At 53.3% G+C, this 16612-nt stretch carries 17 protein-coding genes; 6 read left to right on the plus strand and 11 right to left on the minus strand.

Features of this window, described 5'->3' with window-relative positions:
• Positions 1-29: 29 nt before the first annotated feature.
• From fur to ybfF, 5 genes are all read right to left on the minus strand, one after another.
• A complete protein-coding gene (fur, locus tag N7268_RS12070; RefSeq protein ID WP_045441068.1) occupies positions 30-476 on the minus strand; it encodes a ferric iron uptake transcriptional regulator in 447 nt (148 codons plus the stop codon).
• A complete protein-coding gene (locus N7268_RS12075; protein ID WP_115259075.1) occupies positions 469-555 on the minus strand; it encodes a ryhB-regulated fur leader peptide in 87 nt (28 codons plus the stop codon). Before N7268_RS12075 ends, fur begins: the two co-directional genes overlap by 8 nt.
• Positions 556-765: 210 nt before the next feature.
• Complete coding sequence (fldA, locus tag N7268_RS12080; RefSeq protein ID WP_198904929.1) at positions 766-1296, minus strand: flavodoxin FldA; 531 nt, start codon at positions 1294-1296, stop codon at positions 766-768.
• A 155-nt stretch (positions 1297-1451) separates the two neighbouring features.
• Positions 1452-1739, minus strand: coding sequence for a LexA regulated protein (gene ybfE, locus N7268_RS12085; RefSeq protein ID WP_198904928.1), 288 nt, complete (start codon positions 1737-1739; stop codon positions 1452-1454).
• Between the two features lie 128 nt (positions 1740-1867).
• Positions 1868-2641, minus strand: a complete 774-nt coding sequence (gene ybfF, locus N7268_RS12090) for an esterase (protein ID WP_260863109.1) — start codon at positions 2639-2641, stop codon at positions 1868-1870.
• Between the two features lie 187 nt (positions 2642-2828).
• On the opposite strand from ybfF, the gene seqA reads away from it, so the two are divergent.
• Positions 2829-3371, plus strand: coding sequence for a replication initiation negative regulator SeqA (gene seqA, locus N7268_RS12095; RefSeq protein WP_198904926.1), 543 nt, complete (start codon positions 2829-2831; stop codon positions 3369-3371).
• A gap of 24 nt (positions 3372-3395) precedes the next feature.
• The gene (gene pgm / locus N7268_RS12100) at positions 3396-5036 is read left to right on the plus strand and encodes a phosphoglucomutase (alpha-D-glucose-1,6-bisphosphate-dependent) (RefSeq protein ID WP_198904925.1); all 1641 of its coding nucleotides are present in this window, start codon (positions 3396-3398) and stop codon (positions 5034-5036) included.
• Between the two features lie 108 nt (positions 5037-5144).
• On the opposite strand, the gene kdpE is transcribed toward pgm, so the two are convergent.
• From kdpE to kdpF, 6 genes are read right to left on the minus strand one after another with little or no spacing between them, the layout of a single operon-like run.
• A complete protein-coding gene (kdpE, locus tag N7268_RS12105; RefSeq protein WP_260863110.1) occupies positions 5145-5822 on the minus strand; it encodes a two-component system response regulator KdpE in 678 nt (225 codons plus the stop codon).
• On the minus strand, positions 5819-8503 hold the full coding sequence (gene kdpD, locus N7268_RS12110; RefSeq protein ID WP_260863111.1) for a two-component system sensor histidine kinase KdpD: 2685 nt from the start codon (positions 8501-8503) through the stop codon (positions 5819-5821). Before kdpD ends, kdpE begins: the two co-directional genes overlap by 4 nt.
• Before the next feature lie 10 nt (positions 8504-8513).
• Positions 8514-9080 (minus strand): potassium-transporting ATPase subunit KdpC, encoded by a 567-nt coding sequence (gene kdpC, locus N7268_RS12115; RefSeq protein WP_260863112.1) that lies wholly within the window; start codon positions 9078-9080, stop codon positions 8514-8516.
• An 8-nt stretch (positions 9081-9088) separates the two neighbouring features.
• The gene (gene kdpB / locus N7268_RS12120; protein ID WP_260863113.1) at positions 9089-11137 is read right to left on the minus strand and encodes a potassium-transporting ATPase subunit KdpB; all 2049 of its coding nucleotides are present in this window, start codon (positions 11135-11137) and stop codon (positions 9089-9091) included.
• Positions 11138-11146: 9 nt separating this feature from the next.
• Positions 11147-12826: a potassium-transporting ATPase subunit KdpA gene (gene kdpA, locus N7268_RS12125; protein WP_260863114.1), complete on the minus strand. Its 1680-nt coding sequence runs from the start codon at positions 12824-12826 to the stop codon at positions 11147-11149.
• A complete protein-coding gene (gene kdpF / locus N7268_RS12130; protein WP_260863115.1) occupies positions 12826-12915 on the minus strand; it encodes a K(+)-transporting ATPase subunit F in 90 nt (29 codons plus the stop codon). The genes kdpA and kdpF overlap by 1 nt, the downstream gene beginning before the upstream one ends.
• A gap of 307 nt (positions 12916-13222) precedes the next feature.
• Here kdpF and N7268_RS12135 point away from each other — a divergent pair, with 307 nt between their 5' ends.
• The 4 genes from N7268_RS12135 to N7268_RS12150 all read left to right on the plus strand — a co-directional run bounded on the left by N7268_RS12135 (position 13223) and on the right by N7268_RS12150 (position 16601).
• A complete protein-coding gene (locus tag N7268_RS12135; protein WP_198904917.1) occupies positions 13223-13429 on the plus strand; it encodes a YbfA family protein in 207 nt (68 codons plus the stop codon).
• Positions 13430-13527: 98 nt separating this feature from the next.
• Complete coding sequence (locus N7268_RS12140; RefSeq protein ID WP_260863116.1) at positions 13528-14064, plus strand: DUF1722 domain-containing protein; 537 nt, start codon at positions 13528-13530, stop codon at positions 14062-14064.
• Between the two features lie 18 nt (positions 14065-14082).
• The gene (phrB, locus tag N7268_RS12145; RefSeq protein ID WP_260863117.1) at positions 14083-15501 is read left to right on the plus strand and encodes a deoxyribodipyrimidine photo-lyase; all 1419 of its coding nucleotides are present in this window, start codon (positions 14083-14085) and stop codon (positions 15499-15501) included.
• A 161-nt stretch (positions 15502-15662) separates the two neighbouring features.
• Positions 15663-16601, plus strand: coding sequence for an Rpn family recombination-promoting nuclease/putative transposase (locus N7268_RS12150; RefSeq protein ID WP_260863118.1), 939 nt, complete (start codon positions 15663-15665; stop codon positions 16599-16601).
• Positions 16602-16612: the final 11 nt, after the last annotated feature.

Here is a 16612-nt window from a genome sequence, read left to right on the forward strand (position 1 = left end):
GGAGGGTTGGCCTTTCTGAATACATCACATTATTTTGCGTCGTGCGCATGCTCATCTTCGCGGCAATCACCTTCAGCACAGTGTCCGTAAAGATAGAGGCTATGGTTGGTTAAGCGAATACCATGTTTCGCTGCGATTTCACGCTGGCGCGCTTCGATAGAATCATCACTGAATTCGACCACTTTGCCACAGTCGAGGCAGATCAGGTGATCGTGATGATGTTGCTGAGTCAGTTCGAAGACGGATTTACCACCTTCAAAATTATGGCGGGTCACGATACCGGCATCATCAAATTGGTTCAGCACACGGTACACGGTCGCCAGACCAATTTCTTCACCCATATCGATCAGGCGTTTGTATAAGTCTTCCGCACTGACGTGATGGTTATCCGGTTCCTGAAGAACTTCCAGAATTTTTAAACGAGGAAGCGTTACTTTCAGGCCAGCCTTCTTTAATGCGGTATTGTTGTCAGTCATGCGGAATCTGTCCTGTAGCTAAACGGTTCACTTCATTAAAAGAAGTGACAGAAATTGCACTTGAGATAATGCGTATCATTATAGAACTGCCATGCCTAAATGAAAACTGCAAGTCTCTGGCAAATATTGTTAATCAAAACGTGGTATCGCCTACAAACACACTGTGCAATACCCCATTGGCATCCAGCCATTGTACAGGGTCAGGCGAAAAAGTTACAAATTTGTAGCAATTATTTTGATTGGTTTTATCTATTGATGCGGCGCAGATGAGTTTCTGCGCCGCATCAAATCAGGCGTTCAGGATTTCGTCGAGATGCAGTTCAGCAGAAATCTGTTTAACCCATTTTTCGACGCGTTCTGCAGTCAGTTCAGGCTGGCGATCTTCGTCGATAGCCAGACCAACAAAGTGGTCGTCATCCGCCAAACCTTTGGACGCTTCAAAGTGATAACCCGCCGTTGGCCAGTGACCGACGATGGTTGCGCCGCGCGGTTCAATAATGTCGCGAATAGTGCCTAACGCATCGCAGAAATATTCTGCGTAGTCTTCCTGGTCGCCGCAGCCAAACAGCGCAACCAGCTTACCGTTGAAATCAATGTCTTCGAGAGTCGGGAAGAAGTCATCCCAGTCACACTGCGCTTCACCGTAGTACCAGGTTGGGATGCCGAGCAGCAGAATGTCATACCCTTCCAGGTCTTCTTTGCTGCTTTTTGCAATGTCATGTACATCGGCAACGTCTTTACCAAGCTGTTTTTGAATCATTTTTGCGATGTTTTCGGTATTACCGGTGTCGCTGCCGAAAAAGATGCCAGTGATTGCCATGAGTAAAATAACCTCTTGAAACTTATTGAAATGGTGGTGGCGCAATGCCCACGGATACGGGCAATCATAGCAGAACAGGCTGGCATGCGGAAACAGCAAACACGCCGGACTGCACACTGTGCTACATGATTTATGATTTTAAGCAGAAATTCAGACTATGCCTGACCACGCAATGTGCTGAGTTGGTTCATCAGCATCTCTTCGATGAGTTCACTGCGACTCATGTTGCGCGCGTCTGCCAGATGATTCAAAGCGTCAACGGCGTCAGCGTTCAGCTTCAGTTCGACACGCTTAAGCCCGCGAACTTTGTCACGTTTAAGCTGATTACGTTTGTTAATACGTAACTGTTCATCACGCGAGAGCGGATTGGTTTTGGGTCGTCCCGGGCGACGCTCCTGCGCGAACAGATCTAATGTCGTACGGTCCGTTTGTTCTTTGGCCATGATCTTGGTGACTTCGGGGAAACAATCAGCCAGGCGTCTGCCCGGATGGATAGCGCGCCATCATACATCAGCAGGGGAGGCGCGCCAACGCCCACGCACGTAATCGCGCGCGGACGCTGAGTTTTTAATCAGTTGGCCTTATCCGCAAGATAACGACGTATTGCGCGTAATACCGCCTCCGGTTTTTCTGCATGCACCCAATGGCCTGCGCCGGCAATAACATGTGCTCGTGCCTGTGGGAATTGCGCCAGCAAGGGGGCACGGTACGCTTCAGTCACGTAAGGCGAGTTTCCGCCGGGGATAAACAGTGCCGGGTGATCCCATGCGGGTATCGTTTCCCAGCCCACAATATGGGGATACTGCTCCCACAGAACCGGGACATTAAAGCGCCATTCACCGTCAACAAAGGATTTCAACAGGAACTGGATCACGCCTTCTTCTTTCAGATGTTGGCGCATCACGCTTGCCGCTTGCTGGCGCGACGTGGCTTGTGCATCCGTCACGGCATTAATCGCCACGAAGATCTCATCGTGGCGGCGGACCTGATAGTCAACCGGCGCAATATCGATAGCGACCAGTTGATCAATACGTTCCGGCGCCAGCGCGGTTAACGCCATAACGGCTTTGCCGCCCATCGAGTGACCAATAAAAGTGGCTTTTTCGATGTTCTGCGCATCCAGCGTATCCAGCAGATCTTGCGCCATGGCCGGGTAATTCATCTCCGAAGAACGGGGCGAGAGACCATGATTTCGCATATCAACCTGGATGATATCGTGATCGACGACCAGATCGCGCGCCAGTATGCCCAGGTTGTCCAGGCTACCAAACAGGCCGTGAACCAGGACGATGGGAGAATTATTGTGCAGGTTTTGCGCAGATTGCGCTCGGATATTCAATTTCATGGCAAAGTTCTTTTTTTCACGCTATCGGGTTAGGGTATCATGTTGACCATTCTGCCACACGGCTGCAACAACTACGGTTTACTCCGAGTTTTGCAGGCCAACAGGCTCGACGCTATCCGCTGTTGGGATTTGCCTTTACACTGATCCCAGCAACTTGTATTCAGCCAAGACACCGCACTGGATTAAGATGAAAACGATTGAAGTTGATGATGAACTCTATAGCTATATTGCCAGCCACACCAAGCATATCGGCGAGAGCGCATCCGACATTTTACGGCGTATGTTGAAATTTTCCGCCGCATCACAGACAGCCACCCCGGTGGTAAAAGAAGTCCGCGCCGTGCAACCTGTTGTGGAAGCCAAGCCGGTCAACCCTGTTAAAGACAAAGTACGCGCTATGCGTGAACTGCTGCTTTCCGATGAATATGCGGAACAGAAAAAAGCAGTGAATCGCTTTATGCTGGTGCTGTCTACACTCTATTCACTGGATCAACACGCGTTTGCCGAAGCAACGGAATCGTTGCATGGCCGCACGCGCGTCTATTTTGCAGCGGATGAACAGACGCTGCTGAAAAATGGTAATCAAACCAAGCCGAAACACGTGCCAGGCACGCCGTATTGGGTGATCACCAACACGAATACCGGCCGTAAATGCAGCATGGTTGAACACATCATGCAGTCAATGCAGTTCCCGGCGGAACTGATTGAAAAGGTTTGCGGAACAATTTAATCCTTGCATTAGAAGGACCAGGCAATGGCAATCCACAACCGCGCAGGTCAACCGGCGCAACAGAGTGATTTGATTAACGTCGCCCAACTGACGGCACAGTACTATGTACTGAAACCTACAGCAGGGAATGCGGAGCACGCCGTTAAGTTCGGAACGTCCGGACATCGCGGCAGCGCAGGCCGTCACAGTTTTAACGAGCCGCATATTCTGGCTATCGCTCAGGCGATTGCTGAAGAACGTGCGAAAAACGGTATTACCGGCCCTTGCTATGTGGGCAAGGACACCCATGCGCTGTCTGAACCGGCATTTATCTCTGTGCTGGAAGTGCTGGCGGCGAACGGTGTTGATGTTATTGTGCAGGAAAATAACGGCTTCACGCCAACGCCTGCCGTGTCTAACGCAATCCTGGTCCACAACAAAAAAGGCGGTCCGCTGGCTGACGGTATCGTGATCACGCCGTCCCACAACCCGCCGGAAGATGGTGGGATTAAATACAACCCGCCAAACGGTGGTCCAGCGGATACCAACGTTACTAAAGTTGTGGAAGACAGAGCGAACGCGCTGTTGGCCGCAGACCTGAAGGGCGTGAAGCGTATTTCACTGGATGCGGCGCTGGCGTCGGGTCACGTGAAAGAGCAAGACCTGGTTCAGCCGTTTGTTGAAGGGCTGGCTGATATCGTTGATATGGCCGCGATTCAAAAAGCGGGTCTGACGCTGGGTGTTGATCCGCTGGGCGGTTCCGGTATCGAATACTGGAAACGCATTGCCGAGCACTACAAACTGAACCTGACGATTGTTAACGATCAGGTTGATCAGACATTCCGCTTCATGCATCTCGATAAAGACGGCGCGATCCGTATGGACTGCTCCTCCGAGTGTGCGATGGCAGGTCTGCTGGCGCTGCGTGATAAGTTCGATCTGGCCTTCGCGAATGACCCGGACTATGACCGTCACGGTATTGTGACGCCGGCTGGGTTGATGAATCCGAACCACTATCTGGCGGTAGCGATCAACTACCTGTTCCAGCATCGCCCGCAATGGGGTAAAGATGTTGCCGTGGGGAAAACGCTGGTTTCTTCCGCGATGATTGACCGTGTGGTGAATGATTTGGGCCGTAAGCTGGTTGAAGTGCCGGTGGGCTTTAAATGGTTCGTTGACGGCCTGTTCGACGGCAGCTTTGGCTTCGGCGGTGAAGAGAGCGCGGGCGCATCGTTCCTGCGTTTCGACGGCACGCCGTGGTCTACCGATAAAGACGGGATCATCATGTGCCTGCTGGCGGCGGAAATTACTGCCGTAACAGGTAAGAACCCGCAAGAGCACTACAATGAGCTGGCCGCACGTTTCGGCGCGCCGAGCTATAACCGTTTACAGGCTAGCGCGACCTCCGCGCAGAAAGCGGCATTGTCCAAACTCTCCCCGGAGATGGTCAGCGCCAGCACCCTGGCGGGTGACCCGATCACTGCGCGTCTGACTGCTGCGCCAGGAAACGGTGCATCGATTGGTGGCCTGAAAGTCATGACCGACAACGGTTGGTTTGCCGCGCGTCCGTCAGGTACTGAAGACGCCTACAAGATCTACTGCGAGAGTTTCCTCGGTGAAGAACATCGTAAGCAGATCGAAAAAGAAGCGGTTGAAATTGTCAGCGAAGTGCTGAAAAACGCGTAAACCGTAGGCCGGATAAACCGTTCGCGTCGTTATCCGGCAATGAAACAATAAAGACTTACTCCGCCGGATAACGTGTAAACGCTTATCCGGCTTTTTTTTAACGTCCTTTTAAGGCATAAACCGATACCCAATTCCGGTCTCGGTAATAAAGTGACGTGGGCGGGCCGGATCCAGTTCCAGTTTCTGGCGCAGGTGTCCCATATAAATTCGCAGGTAATGGCTGTGTTCGACGGCGTTTGGTCCCCATACCTGATTCAGTAACTGGCGTTGGGTCAGTACCTTTCCGGCATTGTTGAGAAGTACCACCAACAGGCGAAACTCAATCGGCGTCAGATGAATTTCTTCTTCACCTCGGTGAACCAGACGCGCCGCAATATCCACTTTCACATCGGAAAAATGCACAACGGGTTCAGGGGAGGGACCGCTGGCATGCCGGCGTAATGCCACGCGCAAACGTGCCTGCAACTCGCCAATACCAAACGGCTTACTGAGATAGTCATCTGCGCCCGCATCCAGCGCAGCGATTTTATCGCTCTCCTCGCTGCGAGCCGAAAGCACAATCACCGGGATTGCACTCCATTGTCGCAGGTCGCGAATAAAATCCGTACCGTCACCGTCTGGCAGGCCGAGATCGAGAATGATGAGGTCGGGTTTTCGCGTGGCGGCTTCCAGCAGACCGCGTTGGAGCGTCTCTGCTTCGTAAACGCGCAGCCCGTCGCCTTCCAGCGCGCTGCGCAGAAAGCGACGAATAGCCTGTTCATCTTCAACAATCAGTACGTTTGTCACATATCCTCATGAAATTCTTCAAGTTCAGGGGGCAATTCTTGTGGCAGTGTAACACGGAAACACGCGCCGCCCTGTGGTCGATTGTGGGCAGTAATAGTCCCGCCATGCACCTCCACAATGGCCTGACAAATGGCCAGCCCCAGCCCAACGCCGGGTACAGATGACTCTTTGTTTCCTCTGGAAAACTTGTCGAAGATTTGTTGTTCCAGGCCTGATGAAATACCCGGACCGTTATCCCAGACGTCGAGTAGCAGATGCTCACCTTCGACCTTCGCATCAATACCGATTCGTGCCTGCGGACCTGCGTATTTGACGGCGTTTTCCAGCAAATTAATCAGCACCCGTTCGAACAGTGGGCCATCAACGTGGATCAGCGTCAACGGCTCGGGAAGCGACAGATTAATCGGAGCCGCTAATCCGGGTTCCAGCATTTGCAGGGCGCTGCCAACGACCTCTTCCAGAGTTAACCACTCTTTCTTAAGATTAAAGCCGCCGGACTGAATTCGCGCCATATCCAGCAAATTATTTACCAGCCGGGTGGTATTCAGAACGTGCTGGCGAATTTCGCTGGCCTGACGGGCATGGGCTGACCCCTCACTTGCCAGATCCAACGTTAGAATTTCTGCCTGCCCGAACAGCACCGTCAGCGGCGTGCGTAAATCGTGAGACAGCGCGGCAAGCAGGGCGTTGCGGATACTCTCTCGTTCGCTGGCAAAGCGCGCCTGCTCCTCACTGGCGGTGAGCGTCAGGCGTTCAAGGGCGCTGGCCACCAGCAGAGTAAAGGTTTCCAGCAGGCGCTGTTGTTCCGGGATCATCAGCTGGCGAAGGTTCCCTGGCTCAACGACCAACAGTCCTTGCGTTTTATCGGCACTTTTTAAGGGAAGGATCTGATACGGCACACCCGGCAAGGTATCCGTGCCTGCGCCGGCGGGTTGTCCCTTATCAAAGCTCCACTGGGCGATGGCATCATCCCACGGCGTCATGCCTTGTGGATGTGTCAGGGGGGCCAGTTTACCGTTCTCATCGGGCAGTAAAACCTGGCTGCGAGCCTGAAACGTTGAGGCAATAAACTGTTCGCTGGTGGCGGCGATATCGGTTTGGCTACGCCCCACGGCCAGGGCTTTAGACATCTCGTACAGATGACGCGTACGTTGCTCGCGGTAACGTGCAACTCTCGCCTGATAACGTACGCCCGCTGTCAGATTCCCGATAACCAGACCCACGGTTAACATCACGGCGAACGTGAGCAGATACTGTACGTCTGAAACAGCGAGCGTCCCCCGTGGGGCAATAAAGAAGAGATCGAAACTGGCGGTGTTAATAAAGGTGGCTACCACCGACGGCCAGCGCCCGTAAAACAAGGCAATAATGACCACGCCCAACAAATAGAGCATCACCAGGTTGGCGGCATCAAACGCAACCAGCCACTGCATGGCAATCAGCGTGATGAGGGCACACAGTGCGGCCGCGACAAGACATCCCTGAATTTGTACCCGCCATTTATCTTTAAATGTGCGAGTATCCGTCGCCTGAAGCGTAGAACGTGACGGCGGCTCATCCAGCGCGACGATCATCAGGTCAAGATCCGGGGCGCGGTGAGCCAGCCTGTCGGCAAAGGAATCACTGCGCCACCAGCGTCGCGTTGTCGGACGCCCCAGCACAATTTTTCCCAGATTATGTTCCCGGGCATAGCGTACGATCGCTTTGTCTTCTGCGGGATCGGACAGCGTGGCGGTTTCTGCGCCCAGTTCCTGGGCAAGTCGCAGAGCGCCGAGAATGGCGCGTCGCTGTTTTTCGGGCAGTCGATGCAGTGCCGGGGTTTCCACATACACGGCATGCCAGACGCTGCCGAGGCGGGCAGCCAGGCGCGCGGCTGCACGTACCAGCTTTTCACTCCCGGTATTGTGTCCAATACACAGCAAAATGGCATCACGGGTATGCCAGACTTTTTCTTCTCCCGGATGTCCCCGCCAGGCACGCATCTGCTCATCCACCCGGTCGGCGGTACGGCGCAGCGCCAGCTCGCGCAGTGCAATCAAATTACCTTTACGAAAGAAATGTTCGATCGCGCGCTCAGCCTGGCCAGCGATATAGACTTTGCCCTCGTTCAGACGCTGGCGCAGATCGTCAGGGGGGAGATCGACCAGCACCACATCGTCTGCGGCATCGAAAAACGGATCGGGGACGGTTTCGCGGACCTGGATACCGGTCACGCCGCTGACTACATCGTTCAGACTTTCCAGATGTTGAACGTTGACGGTGGTAAAAACATCAATGCCCGCTTCCAGCAGCTCTTCGATATCCTGCCAGCGACGGGGATGGCGTGAGCCTGGCGCATTACTGTGCGCCAGTTCGTCCATTAAAATCAGTGCCGGACGGCGGGCGAGGGCAGCATCAAGATCGAACTCGCTGATGTGCCGCCCACGGTGCGCCTGACGTTTCAGCGGCAGTACGGCGAGACCGTCCAGCAGCGCGGCGGTCTCTTTGCGCCCGTGCGTTTCTACCACGCCGATTAATACATCCAGCCCTTGCGCCCGAAGCCGCTGCGCCTCCGCCAGCATGGCCCAGGTTTTTCCTACCCCCGCGCAGGCACCGAAGAAAATTTTCAGTTTACCCCGGTGTGGGGCGGTAGTTTGTTCCAGTAAGCGATCCGGATCCGGGCGTAAGGGTTCTTCTGTCATGACCTTTTTCTCAGCGCTTATCCAGCGCTAAATTAAGTTCCACCAGGTTCACCACCGGCTGGCCGATAAAGCCGACCAGTGGCTTTTGCGTGTATTGTGCAACCAACTGCGTGACCTCTTCAATGCCGAGGTTACGGGCTTTCGCCACGCGCGGAATTTGCCATGCCACGGCCTCTGGCGTCAGATTATTATCCAGTCCGCTGGCAGACGCGGTGACCAGCTCTACCGGTACGGAAGGGCTGGCCTGTGGGTTGGCTGCCCGTAGCGCGGCAATACGACTTTGCAGTTGCTTATCCAGCTCCGGGTTGCTGGCGGCCAGATTGCTGCCACCAGAAGCCATTGGATTATAGGGCATTTCCGCCGTCGCTGACGGACGTCCCTGAAAATACCCGGCCGCGGTAAAGTTCTGCCCGATGAGTTCAGAACCGCGAATCACCTGACCGTCGCGGATCAGCGAACCGTTGGCCTGGTGGGGAAACCACCATTGCCCCAGAGCGGTCGTCAGCAGCGGATAAACCCCACCGGTGATAAGCGTCAGGAAAAGTAATGTTGAAAGTGCAGGACGTAATCCACTCATCTGAAACCTCACACCAGACCCAGCAGGGTCAGCAGTAAATCAATCACTTTGATACCGATAAACGGAACAACCAGACCACCCAGACCGTAAATCCACAAATTGCGGCGCAGCATGGCGGATGCCGATAAGGGGCGGTAGCTCACGCCCTTTAGCGCCAGTGGGATCAGAAAGACGATAATCAGCGCATTGAAGATAACGGCGCTGAGGATCGCCGAGTCCGGTGAGTGCAGGTGCATCACGTTGAGCGCGTTGAGCTGCGGGTAGGTTGCAGCGAACGCGGCTGGAATAATGGCAAAATATTTCGCTACGTCGTTCGCAATACTGAAGGTGGTTAACGAGCCGCGCGTCATCAGCATCTGCTTGCCAATATGCACCACTTCAATCAGCTTGGTGGGGTTGGAGTCGAGATCGACCATGTTGCCCGCTTCCTTCGCCGCCTGCGTCCCGGAGTTCATGGCCACTGCCACGTCGGCCTGTGCCAGCGCGGGGGCATCGTTGGTCCCGTCACCGGTCATTGCCACCAGACGACCTTCCGCCTGATACTGACGGATCAGCGCCAGTTTGGCCTCCGGTGTGGCTTCGGCTAAAAAGTCATCCACCCCGGCTTCGGCGGCAATTGCCGCGGCGGTTAACCGGTTGTCCCCGGTGATCATCACTGTTTTGATGCCCATTTTGCGTAACTGAGCAAAACGTTCCTTGATCCCGCCTTTCACGATATCTTTCAGGGCAATCACGCCCAGCACTCGCGAGCCTTCAGCCACTACCAGCGGCGTCGCACCAAGACGCGCAACGTTTTCTACCTTCTGTTCCACATCAGCAGGGAAGTGCCCGCCGTTAGCTTCGACGTGGCGACGAATAGCGTCCACAGAACCTTTGCGGATCATGCGATTATCAATATTGATGCCGCTCATTCGGCTTTGTGCGGTAAACGGCACAAAGGTGGCGTGCAGCGATTGCACGTTGCGTATCCGCAGGTCAAAGCGCTGTTTTGCCAATACCACAATGCTGCGACCTTCCGGCGTTTCATCCGCCAGTGATGAAAGTTGCGCGGCGTCGGCCAGCGTTTTTTCATCCACGCCCTGGGCAGGAATAAAATCCGAAGCCTGGCGGTTACCCAGCGTAATGGTCCCGGTTTTATCCAGCAGCAGTACGTCTACATCGCCAGCGGCTTCAACTGCTCGGCCGCTGGTGGCGATGATGTTAGCGCCCAGCATCCGGCTCATCCCGGCAACGCCAATTGCGGAGAGCAGTCCGCCAATCGTCGTAGGGATCAGACACACCAGCAGGGCAACCAGTACCGTCACGCTGACGGCGCTGCCACCCCAGGCGGTGAATGGCCACAGTGTGGCGGTTGCCAGTAAAAAGACGATGGTCAGGGCAATCAGCAGGATAGTCAGGGCGATTTCATTTGGCGTTTTGCGACGCTGCGCACCTTCGACCATGGCAATCATCCGGTCAAGGAACGTTTCGCCGGGATTTACGCTGCATTCGATAACCAGCCAGTCGGAAAGAATGCGCGTTCCCCCGGTGACCGATGCGAAATCGCCACCTGACTCACGAATAACCGGGGCGGATTCACCGGTTATGGCGCTTTCGTCCACCGATGCGCCACCTTCGATGACTTCGCCGTCACAAGGGATAATATCGCCTGCTTCTACCAGTACCACATCCCCTTTACGCAGTTCGTTTGCAGGAACATGATCCATTTGCGCGCCGTATTTGGGTTCACGTAATTTGCGCGCGAAAGCCGTTTTTTTCACCCCTTTCAGGCTATTGGCCTGCGCTTTGCTCCGTCCTTCTGCCAGCGCTTCTGCAAAATTGGCGAACAGAACGGTCACCCATAACCAGAGACTAATTGCGCCGGTAAACATGGGGTTCCCAACCATATGCCCGGTTGCCATCGCCACGGTTATCAGCGTGGTTAACAGACTGCCAATCCAGACGATAAACATCACCGGATTGCGCCACTGAGTATGTGGACTTAATTTTTTGACTGCGTCCATCAGCGCCTGAGCGACCAGAGAGGGTTCGAACAGCGCCAGTTGTTTGCGACTCATAACAGTGTCTCAACGTAAGGAGAGATATTCTGCTACCGGACCAAGCGCCAGCGCAGGAATAAAGGTGAGCGCGCCAACCAGTAACACCGTACCGATTAACAGCCCGACAAACAGCGCACCATGGGTGGGAAGCGTCCCGGGACTGGCTGGTTGGCTCTTTTTACCGACCAGCGAGCCCGCAATCGCCATCACAGGAATAATGACCCCGAAGCGTCCGAAGAACATGCAGAAGGCAAGCAGGCAGTTCCAAAAAGGGCTGTTGGCGCTTAACCCGGCAAAAGCGCTACCGTTGTTGTTCGCAGCAGATGAGACGGCGTACAGCACTTCGCTAAAACCATGCGGACCCGGGTTGAGCATGGCGCTGCGACCGGCTTCACTCATCATGGCAATCGCTGTGCCGAGCAGGACCAGCGCAGGGGTGACCAGGATCGCCAGCGCAGTCATCTTCATTTCCCGCACATCGATTTTTTTACCCAGATATTCCGGGGTACGACCAATCATCAGTCCGGCAATAAATACGGCCAGCAGCACAAACAGCAGCATGCCGTACAGACCTGAGCCCACACCGCCGAAGACCACTTCGCCAATTTGCATCAGCCACATCGGCACCATTCCGCCCAGTGCGGTAAAGGAGTCGTGCATCGCGATAACGGCTCCGCAGGAGGCCGCGGTCGTTACGACCGCAAACAGGCTACTGACCAGAACCCCAAAGCGGCTCTCTTTGCCTTCCATGTTGATATTGCTGTCTGCGCCAAACATCATCAGATGGCCATTGCCCTGAACTTCTGCCCACATCACAACAGCCACGCAGACGATAAAAATCAGTGACATGGCCCACAGCAGTGTCCGCCCCTGTCGGCGATCGCCCACGGCATCGCCAAAGGCAAAGCACAGGGCGGTGGGAATTAAGAATATGGCCAGCATCTGCACCATGTTGGTCAGTGCGGTGGGGTTTTCAAACGGATGTGATGAGTTAGCATTAAAGAACCCGCCACCGTTGGTACCGAGCATCTTAATGGCTTCCTGTGAGGCGACTGGCCCCATCGGCAGGAGCTGTTTTACCCCTTCAAACGTGGTGATCGTCGGGTATGGTAAAACGTTCTGCAGCGCGCCTTGTTGAATAAAGAACAGGGCGATGAGCAGAGCAATGGGCAGTAATATCCATAGCGTAATGCGCACCAGATCCACCCAGGCGTTACCCAACGTATTCATCGTTTGGCGCGTAAAAGCGCGGATCAAGGCAAAAATTACCGCGATACCGGTGGCCGCTGACAGGAAGTTCTGCACGGTCAACCCGACCATCTGACTGAAGTAGCTCAGGGTGGTTTCACCACTGTAAGACTGCCAGTTGGTGTTAGTGACAAAACTTACGGCGGTGTTCAGCGCGAGATGCCAGGAGAGTCCCGGTAACTGTTGAGGATTCAGTGGCAGCAGGTTTTGCGCCATCAGCAGTGCAAACAGCAGCAGCAGACCCAATATATTGAGCGCAAGAATTGCCAGCAGATACTGTTTCCAGTTCATTTCATGCTGTGAAATGCCCAGTCCACGCCAGAGTAAACGCTCAATACCCGTCAGTCCTGGCAAGGGGATATCATTGATCAGTCGCGCTAATCCGCTGCCCAGCGGCCTGGCAACGACAAACAGAATCAGTAAAAAACTGGCGATGAGTAAAAAACCTTGTGCCGCCATCAGAACGCCTCCGCATTAATCAGGGCATACACCAGATAACCGAATAATAAAAAAACCAGCACAATGCCGGTTATCACGCCTGCACTCACAGTGCACCTCCAGTGGCATTAATGTGATAACCAGAGCGTAGTTTTTTGGTTGCAAAGATTTCGCAAAAATCCGCGGGCGGGGTGTAAAAAAAGTATAAAAATGGCAAAGACCATTATTTAACTAATGATTAGTATTAATTTAACTTTTATGTAACTTAATTACAGCTTTAAGGTAAACGAAGCATCAATAGATAAAAATAAGTGGTCGGATGAGTAGCAAAATTACACACAAGGCGGTATTATTTTCATCAGTTAACCAAATTTATTTTCCGGTGCCATTCACCGAACAGACATATGGGAGAGGATTATGGACGTTTATAAAGAGTATCCAGCACACATTGTTTTCTTACGCCGTACCTTTGCCGTCGTTGCAGGCGTACTGGCGCTGCCGGTCATGCTGTTCTGGAAAGATCGCGCCCGTTTTTACAGCTACCTGCATCGCGTCTGGTCAAAAACCAGTGATAAACCGGTGTGGATGGATCAGGCTGAAAAAGCCACCTGCGATTTCTACTAAGTTATCGTTCTTGTTCAAGAAAACCGCTAACAGCAATGTGGCGGTTTTTTTTATGCCCTGACGTCTACACTTATCCATGAAACGGATAAGGAGTCGTGATGAGCAAAAGAGTTCCTGTTGGTATCCGCACGCGAAACTCATTTGTGCCAGATGAAAGCACACTGGTGCGTATTTATGCGTTGCATGAGTTATACCGTTTACGCCAGCGGGGATTAACGCGCGGTGCGTTACTTGACTATCATACCCGTTACAAGCTGGTATTACTGGCACATTCCCAGCCAGAATATCGGGAACTCGGCCCCTTTGTTGCAGCGATCCATGAATGGGCAAGTCTTGAGGCGTTTTATACCGAGTACCGTTTACGACTGATTCATCTGCTGTTTAATGACGCGACCCGGCGTAACCATACCAATGTGCTGATGCATGTTCAGGGCTATTTCCGCAATCAACTCACTCTCCGGCAACGCCAGGAGCTGACCTCGGTCATTGATAGTTATCGACGTGAAGTGCAACCACTGCTTGCACCGTTGATGCTCCTCAAACACTATATGGCAGAACACCCGAACACCTGGCTGTCCGGGCAACATTACTTTGAACTCTGGCCTGCAATTCTGCGTTTGCGCTGCGAAAATTAATCATTATTTGGGAGAGTTATGACCACTCATCTGGTCTGGTTTCGGCGTGACTTGCGCATATACGACAATTTTGCCCTTGCCGCGGCTTGCCGGGATAGTTCTGCACAGGTGCTGGCGTTATACATCTCCACACCGGAACAGTGGAAAGCGCATGATATGGCCCCGCGTCAGGCGGCGTTTGTTAACGCCCAACTGAATATGCTGCAAACGGTGCTGGCAGAAAAAGGCATTCCTCTGCTGTTCCACGAGGTTGCTGATTTTGCGGCCAGCGTGGAGACAGTAAAAAACGTCTGTGAACAGTATGACGTCAACCGGTTGTTTTATAACTATCAGTACGAAATAAACGAGCAACAGCGGGATGCCACGGTGGAGAAGTCATTACAAGGCGTGGTATGCGAAGGTTTTGATGACAGTGTGATTCTGCCTCCGGGGGCAGTCATGACGGGCAATCATGAAATGTATAAAGTCTTCACACCGTTTAAAAATGCCTGGCTGAAGCGCTTGAAAGAGGCTGTCCCTGAGAGCGTTGCGGCACCCAAAACACGGGAAAGTGGCGCACTCTCTTCGCCGTTACCGATCATTACGCTGAACTATCCGCAGCAGGATTTTGATTCGTCACTTTTCCCGGTAGACGAAAAATTGGTCATTGCGCAATTACGCCAGTTTTGCCAGCAGGCGGCGGGGGAGTATGAACAGCGTCGGGATTATCCGGCCATCGAAGGCACCAGTCGTTTATCTGCGAGCCTTGCAACCGGTGGACTATCACCACGTCAATGTCTGAACCGGCTGTTAGCAGAACAGCCGCAGGCGCTGGAAGGCGGGGCTGGAAGTGTCTGGCTAAATGAGCTTATCTGGCGCGAATTTTATCGCCATCTAATGACATATCATCCGTCGTTGTGCCGATATCGCCCCTTTATTCGCTGGACCGATCGCGTCCAGTGGCAGGATAACCCGGTGCATTTTCAGGCATGGCAACAGGGGAAGACGGGCTATCCCATTGTTGATGCCGCGATGCGTCAGCTTAATGCCACAGGATGGATGCATAACCGTTTACGGATGATTACCGCCAGTTTTCTGGTGAAAGACTTGCTCATTGACTGGCGTAAAGGGGAGCAGTACTTCATGTCACAACTGATCGATGGCGACCTGGCGGCTAACAACGGTGGCTGGCAGTGGGCGGCGTCAACCGGTACCGATGCGGCACCTTATTTCCGTATTTTTAACCCAACGACGCAGGGGGAAAAATTCGATCGTGACGGTGAATTTATCCGCCAGTGGGTGCCGGAATTACGTGACGTCCCCGGAAATGCTATCCACGAACCGTGGCGCTGGGCGGAAAAAACGCAGGTGTCCCTCAACTATCCACGCCCGATTGTCGATCATAAACAGGCGAGGTTAACCACGCTTGCGGCCTATGAGGCAGCGCGTAAAGGTTGAGGATGAGATGGATTTTTGCGTAATGCTTTCCAGTAAAATGAACATGTTGCAGATGCGCACATTTAGCGTTGAATCATGTTCGTAAGACCGTGAATTCCTGAATGCAAAGGGTGGCTTCCGAGCAGTAAAGTCCCGTCATCTTTTTCAGGTGACGGAACACGATGATAACGCCCGCGACTTCAACACCGCATGATGCGGTATTCAAAACATTTTTACACCATCCCGAAACCGCGCGGGATTTCCTTGAGATTCATCTTCCGCCCTGTCTGCGAACGTTATGTAATTTAAATACGCTGAAACTGGAGTCAGAGAGCTTTATTGAAGCGGATTTACGTTCCCGCTATTCCGACGTGCTTTGGTCGTTGCGCACACGTGACGGGGACGGTTATGTCTATGTCGTTATAGAGCATCAGAGTTCAGCCGATCCGCATATGGCTTTTCGTCTGCTGCGTTATGCAATGGCGGCCATGCAGCGGCATCTGGACGCAGGGCATAAGGAACTGCCGCTGGTAATACCCATGCTGTTTTATCATGGCAGCCGCAGCCCGTACCCCTATTCACTGTGTTGGCTGGATGCGTTTACTGATCCCGAGGCAGCAAGGCAACTCTATGCCAGTGCATTTCCGCTGGTGGATATCACTGTTGTACCCGATGATGAAATTATGTCTCACAGGCGTATGGCAGTACTGGAATTACTGCAAAAGCATATCCGTCAGCGGGATCTGATGGGACTGGTAGAACAGCTGACCACGCTGTTACTTACAGGACGCGCTAATGACACACAACTACAGGCGATGTTTAATTACATCCTGCAATCCGGCGATGAGTCTCGCTTTAATGAATTTATGCAAGAGATGGCGCACCGGATCCCCCAACACAAGGAGACGCTGATGACAATTGCAGAGCGGTTACGGTTAGATGGATTACAGGAGGGCTTGCAGCAAGGATTACAACAGGGGGTACAGCAAGGATTACTGCAAGGTCAATACGAAGCCGCATTACGTATCGCGCAAACCATGCTGGCAAAAGGAATAGATCGCGAAATGGTGTTGCTGGTTACAGGGCTGTCTGAAGAGGATTTGGCAGCGGAAAATGCGTAATTCCCTGATAA

It is taken from the genome of Citrobacter sp. Marseille-Q6884, assembly GCF_945906775.1.
Classification (GTDB): domain Bacteria; phylum Pseudomonadota; class Gammaproteobacteria; order Enterobacterales; family Enterobacteriaceae; genus Citrobacter.